Annotated in this window: 16 protein-coding genes; 11 read left to right on the top strand and 5 right to left on the bottom strand. The window is 72.6% G+C overall.

All coding sequences use genetic code 11. The annotated features are described in order from the left end of the window. Window positions 1–4: 4 nt before the first annotated feature. The 3 genes from SCWH03_RS19160 to SCWH03_RS19150 all read left to right on the top strand — a co-directional run bounded on the left by SCWH03_RS19160 (window position 5) and on the right by SCWH03_RS19150 (window position 2,156). Window positions 5–1,093 (top strand): ABC transporter ATP-binding protein, encoded by a 1,089-nt coding sequence (locus SCWH03_RS19160; RefSeq protein ID WP_173265485.1) that lies wholly within the window; start codon window positions 5–7, stop codon window positions 1,091–1,093. Between the two features lie 185 nt (window positions 1,094–1,278). After that, window positions 1,279–1,836, top strand: coding sequence for an RNA polymerase sigma factor (locus tag SCWH03_RS19155; protein ID WP_173265516.1), 558 nt, complete (start codon window positions 1,279–1,281; stop codon window positions 1,834–1,836). Further along, window positions 1,833–2,156: an anti-sigma factor family protein gene (locus tag SCWH03_RS19150; RefSeq protein WP_254076855.1), complete on the top strand. Its 324-nt coding sequence runs from the start codon at window positions 1,833–1,835 to the stop codon at window positions 2,154–2,156. Before SCWH03_RS19155 ends, SCWH03_RS19150 begins: the two co-directional genes overlap by 4 nt. 82 nt (window positions 2,157–2,238) lie before the next feature. Here the strand turns inward: SCWH03_RS19150 and SCWH03_RS19145 are convergent, their stop codons facing one another. Then, complete coding sequence (locus SCWH03_RS19145; RefSeq protein WP_173265484.1) at window positions 2,239–3,363, bottom strand: threonine synthase; 1,125 nt, start codon at window positions 3,361–3,363, stop codon at window positions 2,239–2,241. 237 nt (window positions 3,364–3,600) lie between these two features. Here SCWH03_RS19145 and SCWH03_RS19140 point away from each other — a divergent pair, with 237 nt between their 5' ends. The 6 genes from SCWH03_RS19140 (at window position 3,601) to SCWH03_RS19115 (ending at window position 10,661) form a co-directional block, all read left to right on the top strand. Next, entirely contained in the window at window positions 3,601–4,860 is a 1,260-nt protein-coding gene (locus tag SCWH03_RS19140; protein WP_173265483.1) for a DUF4190 domain-containing protein, read from the top strand. Window positions 4,861–5,110: 250 nt separating this feature from the next. Next, complete coding sequence (locus SCWH03_RS19135) at window positions 5,111–5,863, top strand: GntR family transcriptional regulator (protein WP_173265482.1); 753 nt, start codon at window positions 5,111–5,113, stop codon at window positions 5,861–5,863. A gap of 752 nt (window positions 5,864–6,615) precedes the next feature. Beyond that, window positions 6,616–6,798, top strand: a complete 183-nt coding sequence (locus tag SCWH03_RS19130) for an SPOR domain-containing protein (RefSeq protein WP_173265481.1) — start codon at window positions 6,616–6,618, stop codon at window positions 6,796–6,798. Window positions 6,799–6,899: 101 nt separating this feature from the next. Then, entirely contained in the window at window positions 6,900–7,328 is a 429-nt protein-coding gene (locus SCWH03_RS19125; RefSeq protein WP_173265480.1) for a (deoxy)nucleoside triphosphate pyrophosphohydrolase, read from the top strand. 115 nt (window positions 7,329–7,443) lie between these two features. Next, complete coding sequence (locus SCWH03_RS19120) at window positions 7,444–7,872, top strand: ATP-binding protein (RefSeq protein WP_173265479.1); 429 nt, start codon at window positions 7,444–7,446, stop codon at window positions 7,870–7,872. A 146-nt stretch (window positions 7,873–8,018) separates the two neighbouring features. After that, window positions 8,019–10,661 carry a SpoIIE family protein phosphatase gene (locus SCWH03_RS19115; RefSeq protein WP_173265478.1) on the top strand — a complete coding sequence of 881 codons (2,643 nt, stop codon included), beginning with the start codon at window positions 8,019–8,021 and terminating at the stop codon, window positions 10,659–10,661. Between the two features lie 265 nt (window positions 10,662–10,926). Here the strand turns inward: SCWH03_RS19115 and SCWH03_RS19110 are convergent, their stop codons facing one another. The 4 genes from SCWH03_RS19110 to SCWH03_RS19095 are packed head-to-tail and all read right to left on the bottom strand — an operon-like array spanning window position 10,927 to window position 14,730. Further along, window positions 10,927–11,706: a succinate dehydrogenase/fumarate reductase iron-sulfur subunit gene (locus SCWH03_RS19110; protein ID WP_173265477.1), complete on the bottom strand. Its 780-nt coding sequence runs from the start codon at window positions 11,704–11,706 to the stop codon at window positions 10,927–10,929. Then, a complete protein-coding gene (locus tag SCWH03_RS19105; protein ID WP_173265476.1) occupies window positions 11,703–13,655 on the bottom strand; it encodes a fumarate reductase/succinate dehydrogenase flavoprotein subunit in 1,953 nt (650 codons plus the stop codon). The genes SCWH03_RS19110 and SCWH03_RS19105 overlap by 4 nt, the downstream gene beginning before the upstream one ends. Before the next feature lie 17 nt (window positions 13,656–13,672). After that, complete coding sequence (sdhC, locus tag SCWH03_RS19100; RefSeq protein ID WP_173265475.1) at window positions 13,673–14,491, bottom strand: succinate dehydrogenase subunit SdhC; 819 nt, start codon at window positions 14,489–14,491, stop codon at window positions 13,673–13,675. An 8-nt stretch (window positions 14,492–14,499) separates the two neighbouring features. After that, entirely contained in the window at window positions 14,500–14,730 is a 231-nt protein-coding gene (locus SCWH03_RS19095) for an Rv0250c family protein (RefSeq protein WP_173265474.1), read from the bottom strand. 303 nt (window positions 14,731–15,033) lie between these two features. Between SCWH03_RS19095 and SCWH03_RS19090 the strand changes: the two genes are divergently transcribed. Both SCWH03_RS19090 and typA read left to right on the top strand, forming a co-directional pair. Further along, window positions 15,034–17,511 carry an ABC transporter family substrate-binding protein gene (locus tag SCWH03_RS19090; RefSeq protein WP_254076854.1) on the top strand — a complete coding sequence of 826 codons (2,478 nt, stop codon included), beginning with the start codon at window positions 15,034–15,036 and terminating at the stop codon, window positions 17,509–17,511. Between the two features lie 524 nt (window positions 17,512–18,035). Beyond that, the gene (typA, locus tag SCWH03_RS19085; protein ID WP_173265473.1) at window positions 18,036–19,943 is read left to right on the top strand and encodes a translational GTPase TypA; all 1,908 of its coding nucleotides are present in this window, start codon (window positions 18,036–18,038) and stop codon (window positions 19,941–19,943) included. The last annotated feature ends 280 nt before the right edge of the window (window positions 19,944–20,223 follow it).

Genomic DNA, 20,223 nt, shown 5'->3' with positions numbered 1-20,223 from the left:
CGCCATGAGCACCTCGTCCTCCTCCTCGTCCTCCTCTTCCTCGTCCTCCTCCTCCGCCGCCGCCGGCCTGCGCCTTGAAGGGATCACCGTCACCTATCCCGGGCACCGTTCACCCGTCCTGGACGGCCTCGACCTCGAGGTCGCCGATGGACGGCTGCTGGCCCTGCTCGGCCCCTCAGGGTGCGGCAAGACCACCACCGTGCAGATCGCCTCCGGCCTCCTCGCACCGACCAGCGGGGCCGTCTACCTCCGCGGTACCGACGTCACCCGGACCCCACCGGAGCGCCGCGGTGCCGCGGTGGTCTTCCAGCAGCCCATGCTCCTGCCGCACCGCACGGCGCTGGACAACGTGGCCTTCCCCGCCCGCGTCCGCGGCCGTCCCCGCCGCGCCGCCCGCGCGAGCGCCCTCGAACACCTGCGGCGTGTCGGCCTCGACGCGCTCGCGGACCGCTACCCCCGCCAGCTCTCGGGAGGGCAGGCCCAGCGTGTCGCGCTCGCCCGCGCCCTGGCCGCCGAACCGGCCGTGCTCCTCCTCGACGAACCGTTCAGCGCCCTCGACCCCGGCCTGCGGCACACCATGCGCGAGCTGCTCACCTCGGTCCAGCGGGAGTGGGCGGTGACCACCGTCCTGGTCACCCACGACCAGTCGGAGGCGGCCGCGGTCGCCGACACCGTCGCCCTGCTCGACCACGGCAGGCTCCTGCAACAGGCACGCCCCGCGGACCTCTACGCCCACCCGGACTCCCTCGCCGTGGCCCGCTTCCTGGGCTGTGCCACCGCGCTGCCCGGCAGCGTCACCCCGCACGGACGGTTCGCCTGCCCGCTGGGGGAACTGGAACTGCCCGGCACGGTCACCCATCGGGGCACCGGACACCTCGTGATCCGTCCCGAAGCCGTCCGGCTGGACACCGGCCCGGACGGCGTGTCCGCGGTGGTGCGCAGTGTGCGGCCGGAAGGCCCGTTCACGGCCCTCGTCGCCGACACCGCCGCCGGACCCGTACACGCGCTGCTGCCGCCGGGCCCCCAGCCGGCCGCGTCGGAGCGTGTACGGCTGCACCTGCCGGTCGCACACCGCTGGGTCGTCGCCGGCTGACCCTCCCCACCGCGATGCGCGGCGCTGCGCCGGCCGGCAACGATCCCGGCACCACCCGCCCTCGTTTGTGCGCCCGCTCGTGCGCGGTGGGCGCGGGCGCACGAGCCGGCGCATGTGGACGGCAGCGGACGGGCGCGAGGGAATGCCCGCCACCGGACGGGGGTTTCCGTCGCGTGGAAGACGAAGTGACAGCGGCGCCGAACCCGGCCGACGCGCGGGGAAAGGCGTTCGCCACCCATGTGCTGCCCGAGGTGGAGGTGCTGCTGAGGGTGGCGACGACCCTGACCGCGCAGCCCGCCGACGCCGAGGACCTGGTCCAGGAAACCCTGCTGCGTGCCTACCGGTCCGTCGATCGCTTCGACGGCAGGCATCCCCGTGCCTGGCTGCTGACCATCATGCGCAGGGCCGAGGTCAACCGGCATCGGCGCCGCCGCCCCCATCTGCTGGACGATCCGGACGCCGATCTGGACCGTCTCGGCTCGAGGTGCTCGGCAGGCTCAGCGGAGGAGGTGGTCGTCGGCCAGGCCTTCGACGAGGTGGTGGACTCCGCACTGTCCGGCCTGCCGGACAAGCACCGGCGGGTGGTGCAGCTGGTCGACATCGACGGCCTCACCTATGCCGAGGCCGCCCATCTGCTGGACGTACCGGAGGGCACCGTGATGAGCCGCCTGCACCGGGCGCGCAAACGAATACGAGCCCGCTTGGTGGCGGCCGGACTGGCACCGAGACGAGGTGTGAGGTGAAGAAGCGTTCATGGCGGCGCCGACCCGTGGGCGAGCGCAGGATGAACTGCCTGCAGGTCGCCAGGCTGCTGCAGTCCTACCTCGACGGGGAGACGGACGAGGTCACCGCTCGCCGGGTCGCGGCGCATCTCGAGGACTGCCGCCGCTGCGGCCTCGAGGCATCGGCGTACGAAGAGATCCGCGGAGCTCTCTCCCGAAGGGGGCGGCCGGACGCCCAGGCGGTCGCGCGTCTGCGTGCCTTCGGCGAGGCGCTGCTGAGCGACCCGCCGGCCGCTGACGATGCCGCAGAGCACGGGGCATCGCCCCCGGCGGGTGCGTGAGGGGGCGCCTGCCGGGTGGGTGCCCGGTGCGCCCCCGGTGCGCCCCGGGTGTGCCCTCGGTGTGCCCCGGCCCCGCACCCGGCTACCCGCCGGTTGCGAGCCCCGTCTTCGCCCCGGCCCCGCACAGCGGTACCACGGCCGTGCGGTCCCCGAGGCCGTATGCCAGGACGGCCGCCCAGCAGGCCGCCCCGGTGGGCTCGACGAACAGGCCGCGGGCGGCGAGATCGCGTTGGGCGGCGCGGATCTGGTCGTCCGTCACCGTGTGGAAGGTGCCGCCGGAGGCCCGGACGGCGGACAGGACCTGGCGGGCCCGGGGCGGGCGGGGGATGGCGATGCCCTCGGCGAGGGTCGGCGGCGCCGCTGCGGACGGGGTGATGTCCTCCCGACCGGCGTGGAATGCGGTGGCCAGCGGGGCGACCGCCGCCGCCTGCACGGCGATCAGGGCGGGGCGCTGTGCGATCAGGCCGTGCGCGTGCAGTTCCCCGACGGCCAGATGCGCGCCCAGCAGCAGGGTGCCGTTGCCGACGGGCAGGACCAGGGCGTCCGGCAGGCGGCCGCCGAGGTCCTCCCACACCTCGTACACATAGGTCTTCGTCCCGTGCAGGAAGTACGGGTTGTGGACGTGTGAGGCGTAGAAGACGCCGTCCTCGCCGGCGGCCGCGTGCGCCCTGCGGGCAGCCGCCTCGCGGTCGCCGGGCACCGGTTCCGGACGGGCGCCGTAGGCCGCGATCTGCTCGGCCTTCTTCGGGGATGTCGCCTCCGGGAGGTACACGGTGCAGTCCAGGCCGGCACGGGCGCAGTAGGCGGCGATCGCGGTGCCGGCGTTGCCGCTGCTGTCGGCGATCACCCGGTGCGGCTCCAGCCGACGCGCGAGCTCGGCGAGCATCACCGCACCGCGATCCTTGAAGGACAGGGTCGGCATCAGGAAGTCGAGCTTGGCGGTGGCGGTGGCGGTGAGCGGTACCAGCGGGGTCCGGCCCTCGCCGAGCGAGACGGCCCGGGGGCCGCAGCCCGTGGTGTCGGCCGCGGAGAGCGGCAGCGCCTCCTCGTAGCGCCACAGTGAACCGGCCCTGCCGGCGAGGGAGCCGCGGGGCACGGCTCCGGCGCTGAAGTCCAGGTCCCAGGGGCCACGGCACCGGGGGCAGCACCAGGCGAGCGACTCGACCGGGGCACGCACGTCGCACAGGGGGCACTGATAGTCCGTCATGGGAGCCAGGATGCCAGCCGGAGGGGCGGCCGGGTCGGGGGCCTCTCTTCCGCGTCATCCGGGTGTCCCTCGTCCCCTCCGTCACCGTATGATCCGCTGATCGGCTGATCCGCGCAGATGTTCGCACGATGTTCGCGTGGGCACGATGCTCGTGCTGACCGGGTCTTCGCGGTGGCACGGCCCTCGCGTCGGCTCGGCCCTCGCGCAGAAACGATCTTCCCAAGGAGCGTCGCACCCGTGGAACCGACGTCGCAGGGATGGACGCCTCCGGGCGGGTCCGGCCCGGCGCAGCCGCCCTCCCCGTTCCCGCCCCCACCGGGGGCGCACCCGTACGCGATGCAGGCGGGTGCGCAGCAGGGGATGCCGTATCCGCCCTACGGGACGGTGCCGCAGCGCCCCGCCACCAACGGCTTCGCCATCGGTTCCCTCGTCGCGGGCATCGTCTGCTGCCTGCCCCCGCTCGGCCTCGTCCTCGGACTGATCGCGCTGGCCCAGATCAGGAAGCGGGGGGACGGTGGCCGGGGCCTCGCCGTCGCGGGCACCGCACTGTCCGTCATCAGCACGATCCTCATGACCGTCGCTTTCGCGACCGGCACCGCTCGCGAGGCGTGGCACGGCTTCCGTGAGGCGGTGCGGGAGAGCGCCGCCGTGGAGTCCACGTTCGACCTGCGGACCGGGCAGTGCTTCGACACCCCGGGCCAGGGCGTGGCGGACGAGGACGAGGCCGCCGCCGTCCGGATCGTGGACTGCGACAGCCCCCACGAGGGGGAGGTGACCGGCGCCTTCACGCTCGGCGCGATCGACGAGTGGCCCGGCCAGAGGGCCGTCGAGGCCGAGGCGGAGCGGCGCTGCGAGGACGTCAGCAGCGGCTACGCGCTGGACTGGTGGACCGTTCCTCCGACGGCGGAGCCGTACTACTACATGCCGACGAGGGACAGTTGGAGCTTCGGCGACCGCGGTGTCACCTGCGCACTGGTGAGCGACGGTCCGAAGCTCACGACCTCCGTCCGCAGTGACCGGACGACCCTCGACCCGGCACAACTCGTGTATCTGGAGGCCGAGCGGGCCGTCGACACGGTCTGGTGGGAAGAGCCGGCGGAGCTCTTCAAAGACGATCCGGAGGCCAACCGCGCCTGGGCCGAGGAGATGGTGCGGACGCTCACCACCGAGGCCCGTGGACTGCGCGCCGGGCCCTGGCCCGCGGCTGCCCGCGAGCACGCCCTGGCCCGTGCGGACGAGTACGACACCGCACGCCGCCACTTCGGCCGGGCGGCCAGGGCACGGGACGATCTGGGATTCTGGGACGCCACATCGGCGGCGGCCGACGCCTTCCACCTGGAGACCGAGATCGCCGTCCGGTCCGCCCTCGGGCTCGCCGCGGACCCGCCAGAGGACCTTGAGGCCGCTGAGGACCCCTCGGACCCCGAGGAGCCGGCGGAACCGGCGGAACCGGAGGACCGGGAGGCGCCGCTGCCCGGCGACGGTACGACGGTCTGAGGACCGCCCGCTTCGCGCGGGCCGGGGTTCGGGGCAGGGGCGTGCGACGCCCGCCCGGTGGAGCCTGCTCCTCCTGCCGGTGCCTGCCTGCTGCCGGTGCCTGCCGCGGTGGTTGCGCTTTCCTCTTCCTCGGGGGAAAACGCATGCCCGGAAGCGGTGATCGCTGTGCGTGGTTCCTTGGCCCATGCTTGCGGCGATCAACCGTCGGTTGCCACGCTGTTGCTGTCTGTCAACCTGTTGGGAGTGGCCAGTGACTTTCGGTGAGCAGCCCGCCTATCTCCGCGTTGCGAGCGATCTCCGCCGGAAGATTGTCGATGGGTCGCTGCCGCCGCGCACCCGCCTTCCCTCACAGGCCCGGATTCGCGAGCAATACGGGGTCTCGGACACCGTCGCGCTGGAGGCGCGGAAGGTGCTGATGGCCGAGGGGCTGGTCGAGGGGCGTTCCGGCTCGGGGACGTATGTGCGGGAGCGCCCGGTGCCGCGGCGCATCGCGCGCTCGGGCTACCGGCCGCCCGCCGGTGCGAATCCCTTCCGCCAGGAACAGGCTGCGGAGGGTGCCCGTGGGACCTGGGAGTCGAGCAGCGAGCAGGAGCCGGCCGGTGCCTCCGTCGCGGGCAGGCTGGGGGTCTTCCCCGGCGATCGTGTGATGCGTACGCGATACGTCTTCAGGGACTCCGGCGAGCCGGTGATGCTGTCCACATCCTGGGAGCCGCTCTCGATCACGGGCCGCACGCCGGTGATGCTGCCCGAGGAGGGGCCGCTCGGCGGCTGCGGTGTCGTCGAGCGGATGGGTGCCATCGACGTCGTCGTGGACAACGTGGTCGAGGAGGTGGGCGCCCGGCCGGGGCTGGCGGAGGAACTGCTCCTGCTCGGTGGGGTGCCCGGCCATGTGGTGATGGTCATTCAGCGCACCTACTACGCGTCGGGGCGTGCCGTCGAGACGGCGGATGTGGTCGTACCGGCGGACCGGTTCCGTCTCGCGTACCACCTTCCGGTGCGCTGACCTCCGCGTCGGCGCGCCGCCCCGCGGTGCGCCGCGGCGGCTCAACCGTCGGCGGTGCGCGGTGCGCGGTGCCGCGTGACGTGCCCTCGGCACCGGAGCCACGGCAGCACCTCCCCGGCGGGCAGCGGGCGGAGGTCCGCGGATCCGTTCGCCTCCTGCTGCGCCCCGGTGCCGGTGCCGGTGCCGGTTGCCGAGAACGCTCCGCACAGGGCGTGTTCGGGGGATCCGGGAAGGGGGGAGCGACGCCGGACCGGGACTCTGCCGGACGGGTCGAGGGCTCGGTCGCTCCTCCGCACCGCCATCGTGCTCCGTTGTCTGTGCGCCGCGTCGCCGCGCAGCACCTCGCTCGCCGTGCCGCCCGTCCCGGCGCGCAGGCGCGCCGCGCCCCGGCCGTGCCTGCCCGCTGCCGCACCCCCGTCGTGCCCGCTGCCGCACCCCCGTCGTGCCCGGGGCGCACCCCCGTCGTGCCCGGGGCGCGCCCGGGTCGCGCCCTGGGGGGCGCACACGTCTCGTTCGGCGGACTCCGCGCGACGAGCTGTGGTATCACCAGAGGGTCTTCGGATTCGTGTGCGATGCAGGGGCGCACTCGGCCAAGTGCGCCCCTCGTGGATGAGGGGGCGCTGGCCGGATCCGTCTCTCTTCGTGAAAACGCGTATCCGCTGAGTGAAGGTCAGGCGTAGGGTCGGGCATATGCAGACTGCGTTTTCCTGGGGATGGTTAGAGAAGTGCAGGCCGGCGGCGGGAGAGGTGCGATGACCGACGGCGGCGTGATGCTGCCCTGGCTGGTGATCCGCCAGGACGACAACGGCAATCGCTATCGCGTGGGCAGGTACGCCACACGGGACGAGGCGCAGAGGATCGCGGACGGCCTCGGCGGCCGTGGCCCGAAGCGGCTCTACTGGGTGGAACACATGGGCCAGGCCGCGCCCTCCTGAGTCGGCCCCGCCTCGATGGCGCTCCGCCGCGGCGCGCCCGCCGCTCCGCCGCCGCCCGCCCGTTCGCCCGCCCGCCCGCGTCACGCGTTACGCTCCCGCGCATGGCAGATGGGGTGAACGCCCGTGTCGTCGTGGCCGGGGCGCTGTGCGAACGGGGACGGCTGCTTGCCGCCCGCCGCAGTGCGCCGCCCGAGTTCGCCGGACGCTGGGAGTTGCCCGGCGGCAAGGTCGAGCCCGGTGAGTCCCCCGAGGGAGCCCTGGTCCGCGAGCTGCGCGAGGAACTGGGTGTCGTGGCCGAGCCGGTCGAGCGCATCCCCGGTGAGTGGCCGCTCGGTCCGGGCTGTGTGCTCCAGGTCTGGACGGCGCGGCTGATCTCGGGTCAGCCGCGCCCGCTGGAGGACCATGACGAGCTGCGCTGGCTCGCCGTCGGCGAACTGGACGCCGTGGACTGGCTGCCCCAGGACCGACCCGCGGTCCGAGAGGTCGTGCGCCGGCTGCCGTGGGATGACCCAGAGGGCGCGCGCGGCTGAATTCCTGCGCTCTTTGTGCCATCGCGCGCCCCTCGCGGGGGTACGTCACGCCATATATCGGGTATGTGCTGATTGCCGTCCCGAAGAGGACGGGACTCCGTGGCAGGTCCGGGAAGTGGTCGGCGTGATCCACACCGAGGGCGCATCCGCCGAGTGGACCTTCCCTGCCGAGCCGGACGCCGTCCGCTCGGCCCGGCACGCCGTCCGTGACGCACTGCGGCAGTGGGGCCTCGAGCCCGCCCTCGTCGATGTGACGGTACTGCTGGTCAGCGAGCTCGTGACCAATTCCCTTCGGTACACCTCCGGGCCCATCGGGGTGCGCCTGGTGAGGCCGGGCGTGGACGGTACGGCCCCGCCGCGGCCACCGGCGCTGCTCGTGGAGGTGTCCGATCCCCTTCCGGATCCACCCCGGGAACGTCCCGCCGGGCCTGAGGACGAGGGCGGGCGGGGGCTGCAACTGGTGGCCTGTGCGGCCCGCCGCTGGGGGACGCGACGGGGCAGAACGGGTAAGACCGTGTGGTTCGAGCTGCCCGTGCCTGGTTAGGAGTGTGGGGGACGACGATCACCGCGGCCCCGGCGTGAAACGAACGAGACCGTGCTGTGATCGTGAACGCCGTGCCGCCAGGTGCCGTAGTGCTGAATACTTCGGGCATGGCCGGTCCGGTGCGGTGAGCTGGAGGGGGCGGTCGCGTGAGCGAGATACCTGAGATGCCGGGCGACGTGGTGTGGCAGAGCAGTCCGCCCGGCTCCATCTACGACTATGTCAAGGTCGCGTCGTTCTCGATCGGCCCGGACGGGCTGGTCGACCAGTGGAGCCGCCGCGCCGCGGAGCAGTTCGGCATCGCCGCCCGGGATGTCAGGGGCAAGGATCCGGTCGACGTCTTCATCCCCTCGGAGCTCCGCTCCCGAGGCCACCGCAAGATCGCCGAGATCCTGGACGGCAGGGAGTGGACGGGGCTCGTCCCCTTCCGCCTGCCCGGGGAGCGCGGCGCGCACGGACTGGCCGAGGTCTATGTGATGCCGAGTGAGACGGGGAACGGCGAGCGTGCCGCGCTCTGTATCGTCGTCGACGTACGCGCCCTACGGCGGATCGAGACGGACCTCGCCTCCTCGCAGGCGATTTTCGGTCAATCCCCATTTGGCTTTCTTCTGTTCGGTCCCGACCTCACGGTGCTGCGGGCCAACGAGCGTTTTGCGGCCGTCTTCGGTGGATCCGCGGAGGACCACCGGGGCCGGACCGTGAACGACTACCTCTCCCGACCCGAGGCTGAGCGGATGACCGCGGCGCTCCAGCGGGTGCTGGCGACCGGTGAGTCCGTCACCGAACTCCAGATCGTCGGCAGTGCCCCCGGCACATCGGAGCGGCGGCACTGGTCCGTCAACCTCTATCGTGTGCACAGCGGTTCCGGTCGGCCGGTAGGGGTCGCGGGGCTCGGCGTCGATGTGACACGACGTCAGATCGCGGCGCGTGAGGCCGCGAGCGCCCGCCGCAACCTCGCCCTGCTCAACGACGCAGGCGCCCGGATCGGCACCTCCCTCGACCTTGAGACCACCGCGCGGGAACTCCTCGATGTCGCCGTCCCCGGCTTCTGCGACCTCGCCTCCGTGGACCTCTACCAGGGGCTGCTCACCGGCGACGAGGCACCACCGGGACGCTTGGCCCCCGCCCGGTCCGAGAGCTGCGGCGGCAGCGCGGAACTGCGCAGGGTCGCCTTCGCCAGCACCCTCTCCGAGACCCTGCTCGAAGCCGCCTCCGGAGCAGCCGCCCCGGCAGGCCCCCCGGTCGGCGCTGTGCACCGCTACCCCTTCAGCTCCGCCTGCGCCAAGGCCCTGCGCACCGCCAGGGTCCGCCTCATCCCCGGCGAGGACGGCAGCCTCGTCCAGTCCACGCTGGCCGTGCCGATGGTCGCCCACGACACGGTCGTGGGCCTCGCCCGGTTCTCCCGGGCCAAGGGCAGCGAGCCCTTCGGCGAACGGGACCGGGCGCTCGCCGTCGAACTGGCCGCGCGTGCCGCGGTCTGCATCGACAACGCCCGCCTCTACCGCCGCGAGCACGAGCGTGCACTCATCCTCCAGCGCAGCCTGCTGCCGCCCGGCGATCCGGAGGCCGCCGGACTGGACATCGCCTGCCGCTACCTCCCGGGGAACACCGCGACCGAGGTCGGCGGCGACTGGTTCGACGTCATCGAACTCCCCGGCCATCGCACCGCACTCGTCGTGGGCGACGTCATGGGGCGGGGTCTGCGCGCCGCCGTCGCCATGGGCGAACTCCGCACCGCCGTAAGGACGCTGGCGCTGCTGGACCTGGAACCAGCGGAGGTGCTCTCGGCGCTCGACGAGATCGCCCGCGGCCTCGGCGCACCCATCGGCGCGCAGCAGGCGTCCAGGGTCGCCCACAAGTCCCGCGGGCCCGAGCTCTCCGAGGTCTACCTGGCGACCTGCGTCTACGCCGTGTACGACCCGGTGACCCGGCGGTGCACCTTCGCCAACGCGGGTCATCTGCCCCCGGTACTCGTCGAGCCGGGCGAGGAGGCGCTGATGCTCGACGTGCCGCCCGGGATGCCGCTCGGCGTCGGCGGCGAACCCTTCGAGGAGGTCCAGGTCGAGCTTCCGGAGGGCGCGCTGCTCGCGCTGTACACCGACGGCCTCGTCGAGTCGCGCGACCATCCGCTTGAGGAGGGGCTCGCCGCCTTCCGCCGTGCCCTGACCGAGCCGGCCCGCCCCGTACCGGAAGCCCGTGCCCCAGATGTTCTCGGTGACGCTTCGGACGTCGATACGCCCGCCCCCGCCGACGGCGGAGCCCGCTCCCGTTCGCTCGAGGACGTCTGCGACCGCGTGCTCGCCACCCTCGACACCCGGCACGGTGAGGACGACATCGCGCTGCTGATGGCCCGCGTCCAGGGCCTGGCGGCCGAGGCCGTGGGGGACTGGCGGCTGCCGCGCGAACCCCGGTCGGTGGGCCGCGCCCGGGAGCTGGCCCGCGCGCAGCTCGTCGCCTGGGACCTCGACCCGCTCGTCGACACGGTCGAACTGCTCGTCAGCGAGCTGGTCACCAACGCCCTGCGGTACGGCGAGGGCGAGATCCGGCTGCGGCTGCTGCGCGAGCGTACGCTCGTCTGCGAGGTGTGGGACTCCGGCCTGGTGCAGCCGCGGCGCCGGCGGGCGCGGGACACCGACGAGGGCGGCCGGGGACTGCAGCTGGTCGGGCTGCTGAGCGCGGCCTGGGGCTCGCGCCGCACCCCCCGGGGCAAGACGGTGTGGTTCGAACTCGCTCTGCCCGACGGGGACTCGGCGGCGGAGCCCAGCGCGGAGCAGCTGCTGAGCATGTTCTGAGCCGCCGCGAGGAACCCCCGTCGCGAGGCGAACCGGACCCGCCTCGCGACGGTGGCGCCCTTGCCCGGTAGGGCGCCCGCTCCGCGGCGGGGACGCCCGTGTTCCCACATGGACGCCCGTGTTCCGACCCGGACGGCCGCCCCTCCCGTGACCGGAACGCCCTCCCGTGACCGGATCACCCGGCCACGACCGGAACACCCGCCTCCCCCGCGGCGGGAGGCCCGTGCCCGGGCACGGGCGCCCGGGCACGGATGAGTGGAGCCGGCTATGCGGTGTGCTCGCCCCGGCGGCGGATCCTGCTGCCCAGCCACACCAGCGGGTCGTACTTCCGGTCGGCCGCCCGCTCCTTGAGCGGGATCAGCGCATTGTCCGTGATGTGGATGCCCTCGGGGCACACCTCGGTGCAGCACTTGGTGATGTTGCAGTAGCCCAGGCCGTGCTCGTCCTGGGCCGTGCGCCTGCGGTCCAGGCCCGATTCCGCGGCCGCGTCCAGCGGATGCATGTCGAGTTCGGCCACGCGCATCAGGAAGCGCGGCCCGGCGAACGCCGGCTTGTTCTCCTCGTGGTCACGCACCACATGGCAGGTGTCCTGGCACAGGAAGCACTCGATGCACTTGCGGAACTCCTGTGAGCGGTCCACATCGATCTGCTGCATCCGGTACTCGCCCGCCGCGACCCCTTGCGGCGGCACGAAGGACGGCACCTCACGGGCCTTGGTGTAGTTGAACGACACGTCCGTGACCAGGTCCCGCACCACGGGGAAGGCGCGCATCGGGGTGACCGTGACGGTGTCGGCAGGGTCGAACACCGACATACGGGTCATGCACATCAGCCGGGGCCGGCCGTTGATCTCCGCGCTGCACGAGCCGCACTTGCCGGCCTTGCAGTTCCAGCGCACCGCGAGGTCCGGCGCCTGGGTCGCCTGCAGCCGGTGGATGATGTCGAGGACGACCTCGCCGTCGTGGACCTCGACCGTGAAGTCCTCGAGGCCCCCGCCGTCCCCGTCGCCCCGCCAGACCTTGAACCGGGCGTCGTACGTGCTCATGCGTACAGCTCCTCTTCGGCGAGGTACTTGACCAGCTCCTCCTTCTCGAAGAGGGCGAGCAGGTCGGGGCGGATGGGCGCGGCGGTACTCCGCGCGAGGTCGATCTGGCCGCGTACCGGGTCGGCGGGCGGTGCGCCGGGCTCCACCGGCCCGAAGGACGGGGAGCGGTCGGCGAGCCTGCACAGCAGATTGATCCGGCGCCACTCGCGCTCCATCGCGGGGTTGTCCTCACGGGTGTGGCCGCCGCGGCTCTCGGTGCGCTCCAGTGCGGAACGGGCGATGCACTCGCTGACCAGCAGCATGTTGCGCAGGTCCAGGGCGAGGTGCCAGCCGGGGTTGAACTGGCGGTGCCCCTCCACTCCCGCCCGCCGGGCCCTGCCCCGGAGTTCGGCGAGCCTCTTCAGCGCCTGCGTCATCTCGGCCTCCCGCCGGATGATGCCGACGAGGTCGTTCATCGTCTGCTGGAGTTCCTGGTGGAGCGTGTACGGGTTCTCCGGAGGGGCGTCCGCCGCGGGCCCCTCGGCGCTGAAGGGGCGCAGTGCCTCCGTGGCGGCCGCGTCGATCTGCTCCCCGGCCACGGCGGGCAGCCGCCCGGCGAGGCCCGCCGCGTACCCGGCCGCGTGCAGTCCGGCGCGCCGGCCGAAGACCAGCAGGTCCGAAAGCGAGTTGCCGCCCAGGCGGTTGGAGCCGTGCATGCCGCCGGCGACCTCGCCCGCCGCGTACAGGCCGGGCACACCGGCCGCGGCCGCCGTGTCCGAGTCGACCGCGATGCCGCCCATCACATAGTGGCAGGTGGGCCCGACCTCCATGGCCTCCGCGGTGATGTCGACGTCCGCCAGCTCCTTGAACTGGTGGTACATGGACGGCAGCCGGCGCCTGATCACCTCGGCCGGCATCCGGGTGGAGACGTCCAGGAACACCCCGCCGTGCGGTGAGCCGCGGCCCGCCTTCACTTCCGCGTTGATGGCCCGGGCGACCTCGTCGCGGGGGAGCAGTTCGGGGGGACGCCGGTTGTGGTCCGGGTCGTCGTACCAGCGGTCGCCCTCCTCCTCCGTGTCCGCGTACTTCTCCTTGAAGACGTAGGGGACGTAGTCGAACATGAACCGTCTGCCCTCGGAGTTGCGCAGCACCCCGCCGTCGCCGCGTACCGACTCGGTGACGAGGATGCCCTTCACCGAGGGCGGCCAGACCATCCCGGTCGGATGGAACTGCACGAACTCCATGTTCACAAGCGGCGCCCCGGCCAGCAGCGCCAGTGCGTGCCCGTCGCCGGTGTACTCCCAGGAGTTGGAGGTCACCTTGAAGGACTTGCCGATGCCTCCGGTGGCGAGGACGACGGCCGGCGCCTCCAGCACGAAGAAGCGCCCGGACTCGCGCTCGTAGCAGAACGTGCCCGCCACCCGGTCGCCGTCCTTGAGCACCCGGGTCACCGTGCACTCCTGGAAGATCCTCAACCGTGCCTCGTGGTCGCCGAACTCCCGCTCGTCCTCCTGCTGGAGCGAGACGATCTTCTGCTGGAGGGTCCGGATCAGCTCCAGTCCTGTCCGGTCGCCGACATGGGCCAGGCGCGGGTACTCATGGCCGCCGAAGTTGCGCTGGGAGATCTTCCCGTCCCCGGTGCGGTCGAAGAGCGCGCCCCAGGTCTCCAGCTCCCAGACCCGGTCGGGGGCCTCCTGGGCGTGCAGTTCCGCCATCCGCCACTGGTTGAGGAACTTGCCGCCGCGCATGGTGTCCCGGAAGTGGACCTGCCAGTTGTCGCGGGGGTTCACATTGCCCATGGAGGCGGCGATCCCGCCCTCGGCCATCACGGTGTGGGCCTTGCCGAACAGGGACTTGCAGATGACGGCCGTACGAGCGCCCGCCTCACGCGCCTCGATGGCGGCCCGGAGCCCCGCACCACCCGCGCCCACCACGACGACATCCCATCGCTGCCGTTCGAGCTCGCTCATGGTTCAGCACCTTTCCCCTAGAAGAAGCGCGGATCGACGAAGGCGCCGGAGGCGAGCAGATAGACGTAGAAGTCGGCGAGGGCGACGCTGATCAACGACGACCAGGCGAGCAGCATGTGGCGCTCGTTCAGCCTGCCGACGAGGCCCCACAGCCGGTAGCGCACCGGGTGCCTGGAGAAGTGCCGCAGCCGACCGCCGATGATGTGCCGGCAGGAGTGGCAGGACAGGGTGTACGCCCAGATCAGCACGATGTTCACGAGGAAGACCACGGTGCCGAGGCCCATGTGGCCCCAGGCGTATTCCGCGTCCCGGAAGGCGAGGGCCGTGTCGTAGGTGAGGATGACCGCCACCGGAAGCGCCGCGTAGAAGAAGTAGCGGTGCATGTTCTGCAGGATCAGCGGGAAGCGGGTCTCGCCCGTGTACTTCCTGTGCGGCTCGGCGACCGCACAGGCCGGGGGCGAGGCCCAGAAGCCGCGGTAGTAGGCCTTGCGGTAGTAGTAGCAGGTCAGCCGGAAGCCCAGCGGGAAGACCAGGATGAGCAGGGCGGGGGACAGGGTCCACCAGCTCCCGAAGATCTCCCAGTTGGGCCCGCCCTTCATGGGTACGCAGTTCTCGGCGAGGCAGGGCGAGTAGAACGGCGAGACATAGGGCGCCGCGTAGTAGTCGCTGTTCGCGAAGGCCCGCCACGTCGAGTAGACGATGAAGGCGAGCAGACCGCCGGCGGTCGCGGCGGGCGCGAGCCACCAGCGGTCCGTCCTGAGGTGGCGGGCGGCGATGGCGGCGCGGGCGGCGCCGCGCACGCCTGTGTCGGTATGAGGTTCGGTGCCTGTGGCCAACGAAGCTCCTAGGGCGCGTGCCGGTCGCGCGCACCCAGGCCTTCGTCGTCCGAGTCCGTCCACAGCGAACTGTCGTACGGGGTGTCGGGAATGGTGACCAGGTCTCTCGGGCGGTCGGCCGGCTGGGTCCGGGGTGCGTTCCCGCGCTTGGGCGCGAGGCTCCGCTCCAGCCGTTCGACCGTGCGGGTCAGGTCGTCGAGACGGCGTTTGACGTCCGTCAACTCGTCCTGCAGGGACATGAACTGCCCTCACTTCCGCGGTCGCGGTGGCATGCGGGTGTCTGGGGCTTGTCCCCCAGAGGGCTGTGTGCGCCTGCGAGTCTCGCGCCTCGCGTCCCCGCTTGTGAAGGGCGCGTGCACCGATTCGCGGTATGCGCCACCCGTTAGGGGCTCTCGGCTGGGCCGTGTGGGTGGGGTTTTCGGACCGCTCCGCCGTGTCGGCTCCGCAGCCCGTCCTCCGTCCCCTTCAGTGGAGGCGCAATAGGTGTGATCATCACCAGAATCCACCGGATACCCGGCCAATCGGGCGAAGGGGTCTAAGTCATGTCCGATGTCATGTCCGATGTCATGTCCGATGTCGACGCCCCGCGCGGGAGGACCCGCTCCCGTACCCCCCGCCCGGGAGCCCCAGGTGCCCGGTCCGGCGGCATCCTGCCGGGCCGTACCCGCACCCTGCGCTCGGTGGCACTGCTCACCAGCGGTGTGCTGGCCCTGCCGGTGCTGGCCGGCTGCACGTCGGGGGAGGGCCGCTCCGGCGGCGTGGCGGCCCCCTCGGACATCGGCCCCGCCGGGCGCGACCGGGTGGAGAAGGGCGGCACCCTGCGATGGGCCGTCGACTCCGTACCGGCGACGCTCAACGCGTTCCAGGCCGACGCGGACAGCGCAACCGGCCGGGTCACCGGCGCCGTCCTCCCGTCCCTCTTCACGCTGGACCAGCGGGGCCGTCCGCAGCTCAACCCCGACTACCTGGAATCGGCCGAGCTCGTCGACCGCGAGCCCAAGCAGGTGGTCCTCTACAAGCTGAACCAGGAGGCGGTCTGGACGGACGGGAGGGAGATCGGCGCGCCGGACTTCGTCGCCCAGTGGCGGGCGCTCAACGGCAAGGACACGGCGTACTGGACCGCGCGCAACGCCGGCTACGAGCGGATCGAGAAGATCGAGCGGGGCAGGAGCGACCTGGAGGTCCGGGTCACCTTCGCGAGACCGTACGCCGACTGGCGATCGCTGTTCTCCCCGCTCTACCCCAAGGAGACGATGGGCACCCCGGCGGCCTTCAACGACGGGGCCCGCTCGGAGCTCCCGGTGACCGCGGGGCCCTTCTCCCTGCAGAAGGTCGACGGCGAGGGCGGCACCGTCACCCTCGCCCGCAACCCGCGCTGGTGGGGTGACCCGGCCAAGCTCGACTCGATCGTGCTGCGGGCCGTACCGCGCGACCGGCGCGCGGCGGCACTCGCCGCGGGCGAGGTCGATCTGGCCGAGGTCGACCGTGGCGTCGCGGACCGTATCGCGGCGGCACACGACGCCCCGGACGCCCCGGACGCCCCGGACGGCGGGGACGGCGGCAGCGGTCCGGGCCCGGTACCCACGAGGGCCGGGGAATCCGCCGGGGGCTCACCGCAGGAACGTTCCACCGGAGGGCCTGCGGAGACCACGGCCGGCGGCGGGTCGCTCGCGCGGGGGCGCGGGGGCGCCGGGCTCACGAGGCTCAGCGGCGAGCAGACCGGGTTGCGCGGATTCGTGGTACGCAAGTCGCTGGAGCCCGCCTACACCCAGCTCGCCCTCAACGGGGAGTCAGGGCCGCTCGCGGACGAGCGGGTACGGCGTGCCGTGGCGCGTGCGCTGGACCGCCGGGCGCTCGCCGAGACCGTGCTGAAGCCGCTGGGACTGCCCGCAAAGCCGGTCGGCAGCCATCTGGCGCTCGCCGGGCAGCCCGGCTACGCGGACAGCAGCGGTGCCCTCGGCGGGCAGGACACCGAGGAGGCGCAGGCGCTGCTCGCCGATGCGGGCTGGACTCCGGAGGGCGCCCGGGTGGCGGGTTCCGGCACCGAGGCGGGCCCGGCGCAGAGCCCCGCCGCCGGCAGCCCGGCGGCGCAGGGTCCGGCGGCGCAGGGTCCGGCGGCGCAGGGTCCGGGGGCGCAGAGCCCGGCGGCGGCGCAGAGCCCGGCCGTGCCCGGCCCGGCGGTGGGCAGCCCGGTGGCGGGGAGTCCGGCGGCTGCCGGTCCGCCCTCCGGGGCCTCCGCAGTCCCCGGGAGCCCGGGAACCCCGGCCGTCCCCGCACCCCCCGCGGCCTCCGGCAGCGGCGGTGACGACAAGCCGCCCGCCCGCGGTCCCCTGGCCCTCCCCGCCGGCAGTGACGGGGACAAGGCGATGCCCGAGGCGTACGGGAGGGAGGGCGGCGTCGCGGGCGCCTACGCGCCGGTCGGCACCCGGGCCCCGGGCCGGAACCCGGTCGCGGGACCGCTCGGCAAGGACGGTCAGCCGCTCAGCCTGCGTTTCGTCCTCCCCTCGGGCCCGGGATCCGAACCGCTGCGCACGGTCGCGGACCGCATCCGCGCGATGCTGGACCGGATCGGGGTCAGTACGGAGGTGAAGAAGGTCGCGGACGAGTCCTTCTTCAAGGACCACATCGCATCGGGGCACTACGACCTCGCCCTCTGGTCCTGGCCGGCCACGGCCTACCCGGCGACCGACGCCCGCCCGATCTACGCCAAGCCCCAGCCGGCGACGGACGGGTCGCTGCTGGTGGAGCAGAACTACACCCGGGTCGGTACGGACCGCATCGACCAGCTCTTCGACGAAGCCGCCTCCGAACTGGACGAGAGGAAGGCGCGCGATCTGATGAAGCAGGTCGACTCCCGGATCTGGGCCGCGGCCGCCTCCATTCCCCTCTACCAGCGTCCCGAGCTGGTGGCCGCGAAGCACGACCTGGCCAACGCGGGCGCGTTCGGCTTCTCGGCACCGCGCTACCAGGACATCGGCTTCGTGAGGACGGAGGCGGCACCCGGGGCGGAACGGGACTGAGCGAGCGGCTCCTCGCCGGGCGGCCGGGAGCCGGCCGGCCTGCGGGTGCGGGCGCACACCCACCAGCGGTGCGGGCGCACGCCCACCCGCGACCGCTGCCGTCCGCCAAGCGTCCGCGGCGGGAGCGGACGGCCGCGCTCCGCCGTCCGGTCCGGGCCGTTCGGGGCCGTTCGGGCCCGGCGGTGGTGGGCTGCCCCGGGTTCCCGGTGCCGCAGGGGGCCGCCGGGCCCGAACGGCCCCCTGCGGTGGTGGGCGCGGGTGCCCTGTTCCGCGTGCGGGGAGCCGGGAGCGCCCGTCGCGGGACCCTCCGCTCCGGTGGTCCGGACCTCGGATGCCGCTCAGGTCCGTTGCGTCCCGCAGGCCCCGGCGGACAGGGTCGTACCGGGTCGTGCCGGTTCGGATCGGCCGGGGAAGCCCTGTGCGCGGCGGCCCCGTACCATGGACACAGCCGTGGCGCGTCCGCCCGGCGGGCGTAAGAGGAACCGACGCCGCATCCCACGACCCGAGAGAAGCGCAAGCCACCCATGCCCACGCGCCACGACATCCGCAACGTCGCCATCGTCGCCCACGTCGACCACGGCAAGACGACCATAGTCGACGCCATGCTGAAGCAGGCCGGAGCCTTCGCCGCGCACCAGCTCGACTCCGTCGACGACCGGGTCATGGACTCGAACGACCTGGAGCGTGAGAAGGGCATCACGATCCTCGCCAAGAACACGGCGGTGAAGTACCACCCCAAGGACGGCGGGGCCCCCATCACCATCAACATCATCGACACCCCCGGCCACGCCGACTTCGGCGGCGAGGTCGAGCGGGGACTGTCGATGGTCGACGGCGTGGTGCTGCTGGTGGACGCCTCCGAGGGCCCGCTCCCGCAGACCCGCTTCGTGCTCCGCAAGGCGCTCCAGCGGCGGATGCCGGTCATCCTGTGCATCAACAAGACCGACCGCCCGGACTCCCGGATCGACGAGGTCGTCAACGAGACCTACGACCTCTTCCTCGACCTGGACGCCGACGAGGACCAGATCGAGTTCCCGATCGTCTACGCCTGCGGCCGCGACGGCGTCGCGTCGCTGACCAAGCCGGAGGACGGCACCGTCCCCGCCGACAGCGACAGCCTGGAGCCGTTCTTCTCCACCATCCTGGCGCACATCCCGGCCCCGACGTACGACGACGGTGCTCCCCTCCAGGCCCACGTCACCAACCTCGACGCCGACAACTTCCTGGGCCGTATCGCGCTGCTGCGCGTCGAGCAGGGCGAGCTCCGCAAGGGCCAGACGGTGGCGTGGATCAAGCGCGACGGCTCGGTCGCCGGCGTCCGCATCTCCGAGCTGATGATGACCGAGGCGCTCACCCGCAAGCCGGCCGAGGTCGCGGGCCCCGGTGACATCTGCGCCGTCGCCGGCATCCCCGACATCATGATCGGCGAGACCCTGGCCGACCCGGAGAACCCGGTCGCGCTGCCGCTGATCACGGTCGACGAGCCGGCCATCTCCATGACCATCGGCACCAACACCTCCCCGCTCGTGGGCCGGGGCGCCACCGGCAAGGGCGCTGACAACAAGGGCGGGGTCAAGGACCGCAAGGTCACCGCCCGCCAGGTCAAGGACCGCCTCGACCGCGAGCTCATCGGCAACGTCTCGCTGCGCGTCCTCGACACCGAGCGCCCCGACGCCTGGGAGGTCCAGGGCCGTGGCGAGCTGGCCCTGGCGATCCTGGTCGAGACGATGCGCCGGGAGGGCTTCGAGCTGACGATCGGCAAGCCCCAGGTGGTCACCAAGGAGGTCGACGGCAGGCTGCACGAGCCGGTCGAGCGCATGACCATCGACGTGCCCGAGGAGCATATGGGTGCCGTCACCCAGCTCATGGGCGTGCGCAAGGGCCGTATGGACAACATGTCCAACCACGGCTCCGGCTGGGTCCGCATGGAGTTCGTCGTGCCGTCCCGCGGCCTGATCGGCTTCCGTACCGAGTTCCTGACCAACACCCGCGGCACCGGGATCGCCCACTCGATCCACGAGGGCCACGAGCCGTGGTTCGGCAACCTGCAGACCCGCAACAACGGCTCGCTGGTCGCGGACCGGTCCGGTGCCGTCACCGCCTTCGCCATGACCAACCTCCAGGAGCGCGGCGTGCTCTTCGTCGAGCCGGGCACCGAGGTCTACGAGGGCATGATCGTCGGCGAGAACTCCCGTTCCGACGACATGGACGTGAACATCACCAAGGAGAAGAAGCTCACGAACATGCGCTCCTCCACGGCCGATGTCGCGGAGTCCATCGTCCCGCCGCGCAAGCTGTCGCTCGAGCAGTCGCTGGAGTTCTGCCGCGACGACGAGTGCGTCGAGGTGACCCCGGAGGCCGTGCGCATCCGCAAGGTCAACCTGGACGCCCGCGAGCGCGCCCGCGCCGCCTCGCGGGCCAAGCACGGCTGATCCGCGCCCCGTCTCCTCGGCGGAGGCCCGGCCCCCCCGGCACGGTGGGCGCCGGGTCTCCGGTCAAGCGGGTTTCGGCCACCGGCCCCGGTCATCATGTCCGTTTATCGGACGGCGCGCTCCGGAACTTGTGTCAAGGGTCCGTTTCGCGGGTGTCTGTCTCTGATCGCTTTGTCCGGATTTCGGGCCGACCGGCCTCGCCGATGTTGTCAAAACGAGACCCTTTAAGTGTGGTTTACGGCCCCGGCCTCCTTAATAGTTGGCTCCGTTGAGCTCGGGT

This window comes from Streptomyces pacificus (assembly GCF_011766325.1).
Taxonomy (GTDB): domain Bacteria; phylum Actinomycetota; class Actinomycetes; order Streptomycetales; family Streptomycetaceae; genus Streptomyces; species Streptomyces pacificus.
The sequence above is the reverse complement of the archived record's forward strand: the minus strand, read 5'-3'. Positions and strand labels throughout refer to the sequence as shown.

What these genes read in the sequence shown, in the direction of transcription:
- SCWH03_RS19160 (WP_173265485.1), top strand. Translation starts at nt 5, where the DNA reads ATGAGCACCTCGTCCTCCTCCTCGTCCTCCTCTTCCTCGTCCTCCTCC.
- SCWH03_RS19145 (WP_173265484.1), bottom strand. Translation starts at nt 3,363, where the DNA reads ATGACGGACTATCAGTGCCCCCTGTGCGACGTGCGTGCCCCGGTCGAG.
- SCWH03_RS19130 (WP_173265481.1), top strand. Translation starts at nt 6,616, where the DNA reads ATGACCGACGGCGGCGTGATGCTGCCCTGGCTGGTGATCCGCCAGGAC.
- SCWH03_RS19125 (WP_173265480.1), top strand. Translation starts at nt 6,900, where the DNA reads ATGGCAGATGGGGTGAACGCCCGTGTCGTCGTGGCCGGGGCGCTGTGC.
- SCWH03_RS19110 (WP_173265477.1), bottom strand. Translation starts at nt 11,706, where the DNA reads ATGAGCACGTACGACGCCCGGTTCAAGGTCTGGCGGGGCGACGGGGAC.
- SCWH03_RS19105 (WP_173265476.1), bottom strand. Translation starts at nt 13,655, where the DNA reads ATGAGCGAGCTCGAACGGCAGCGATGGGATGTCGTCGTGGTGGGCGCG.
- SCWH03_RS19095 (WP_173265474.1), bottom strand. Translation starts at nt 14,730, where the DNA reads ATGTCCCTGCAGGACGAGTTGACGGACGTCAAACGCCGTCTCGACGAC.
- SCWH03_RS19090 (WP_254076854.1), top strand. Translation starts at nt 15,034, where the DNA reads ATGTCCGATGTCATGTCCGATGTCATGTCCGATGTCGACGCCCCGCGC.
- typA (WP_173265473.1), top strand. Translation starts at nt 18,036, where the DNA reads ATGCCCACGCGCCACGACATCCGCAACGTCGCCATCGTCGCCCACGTC.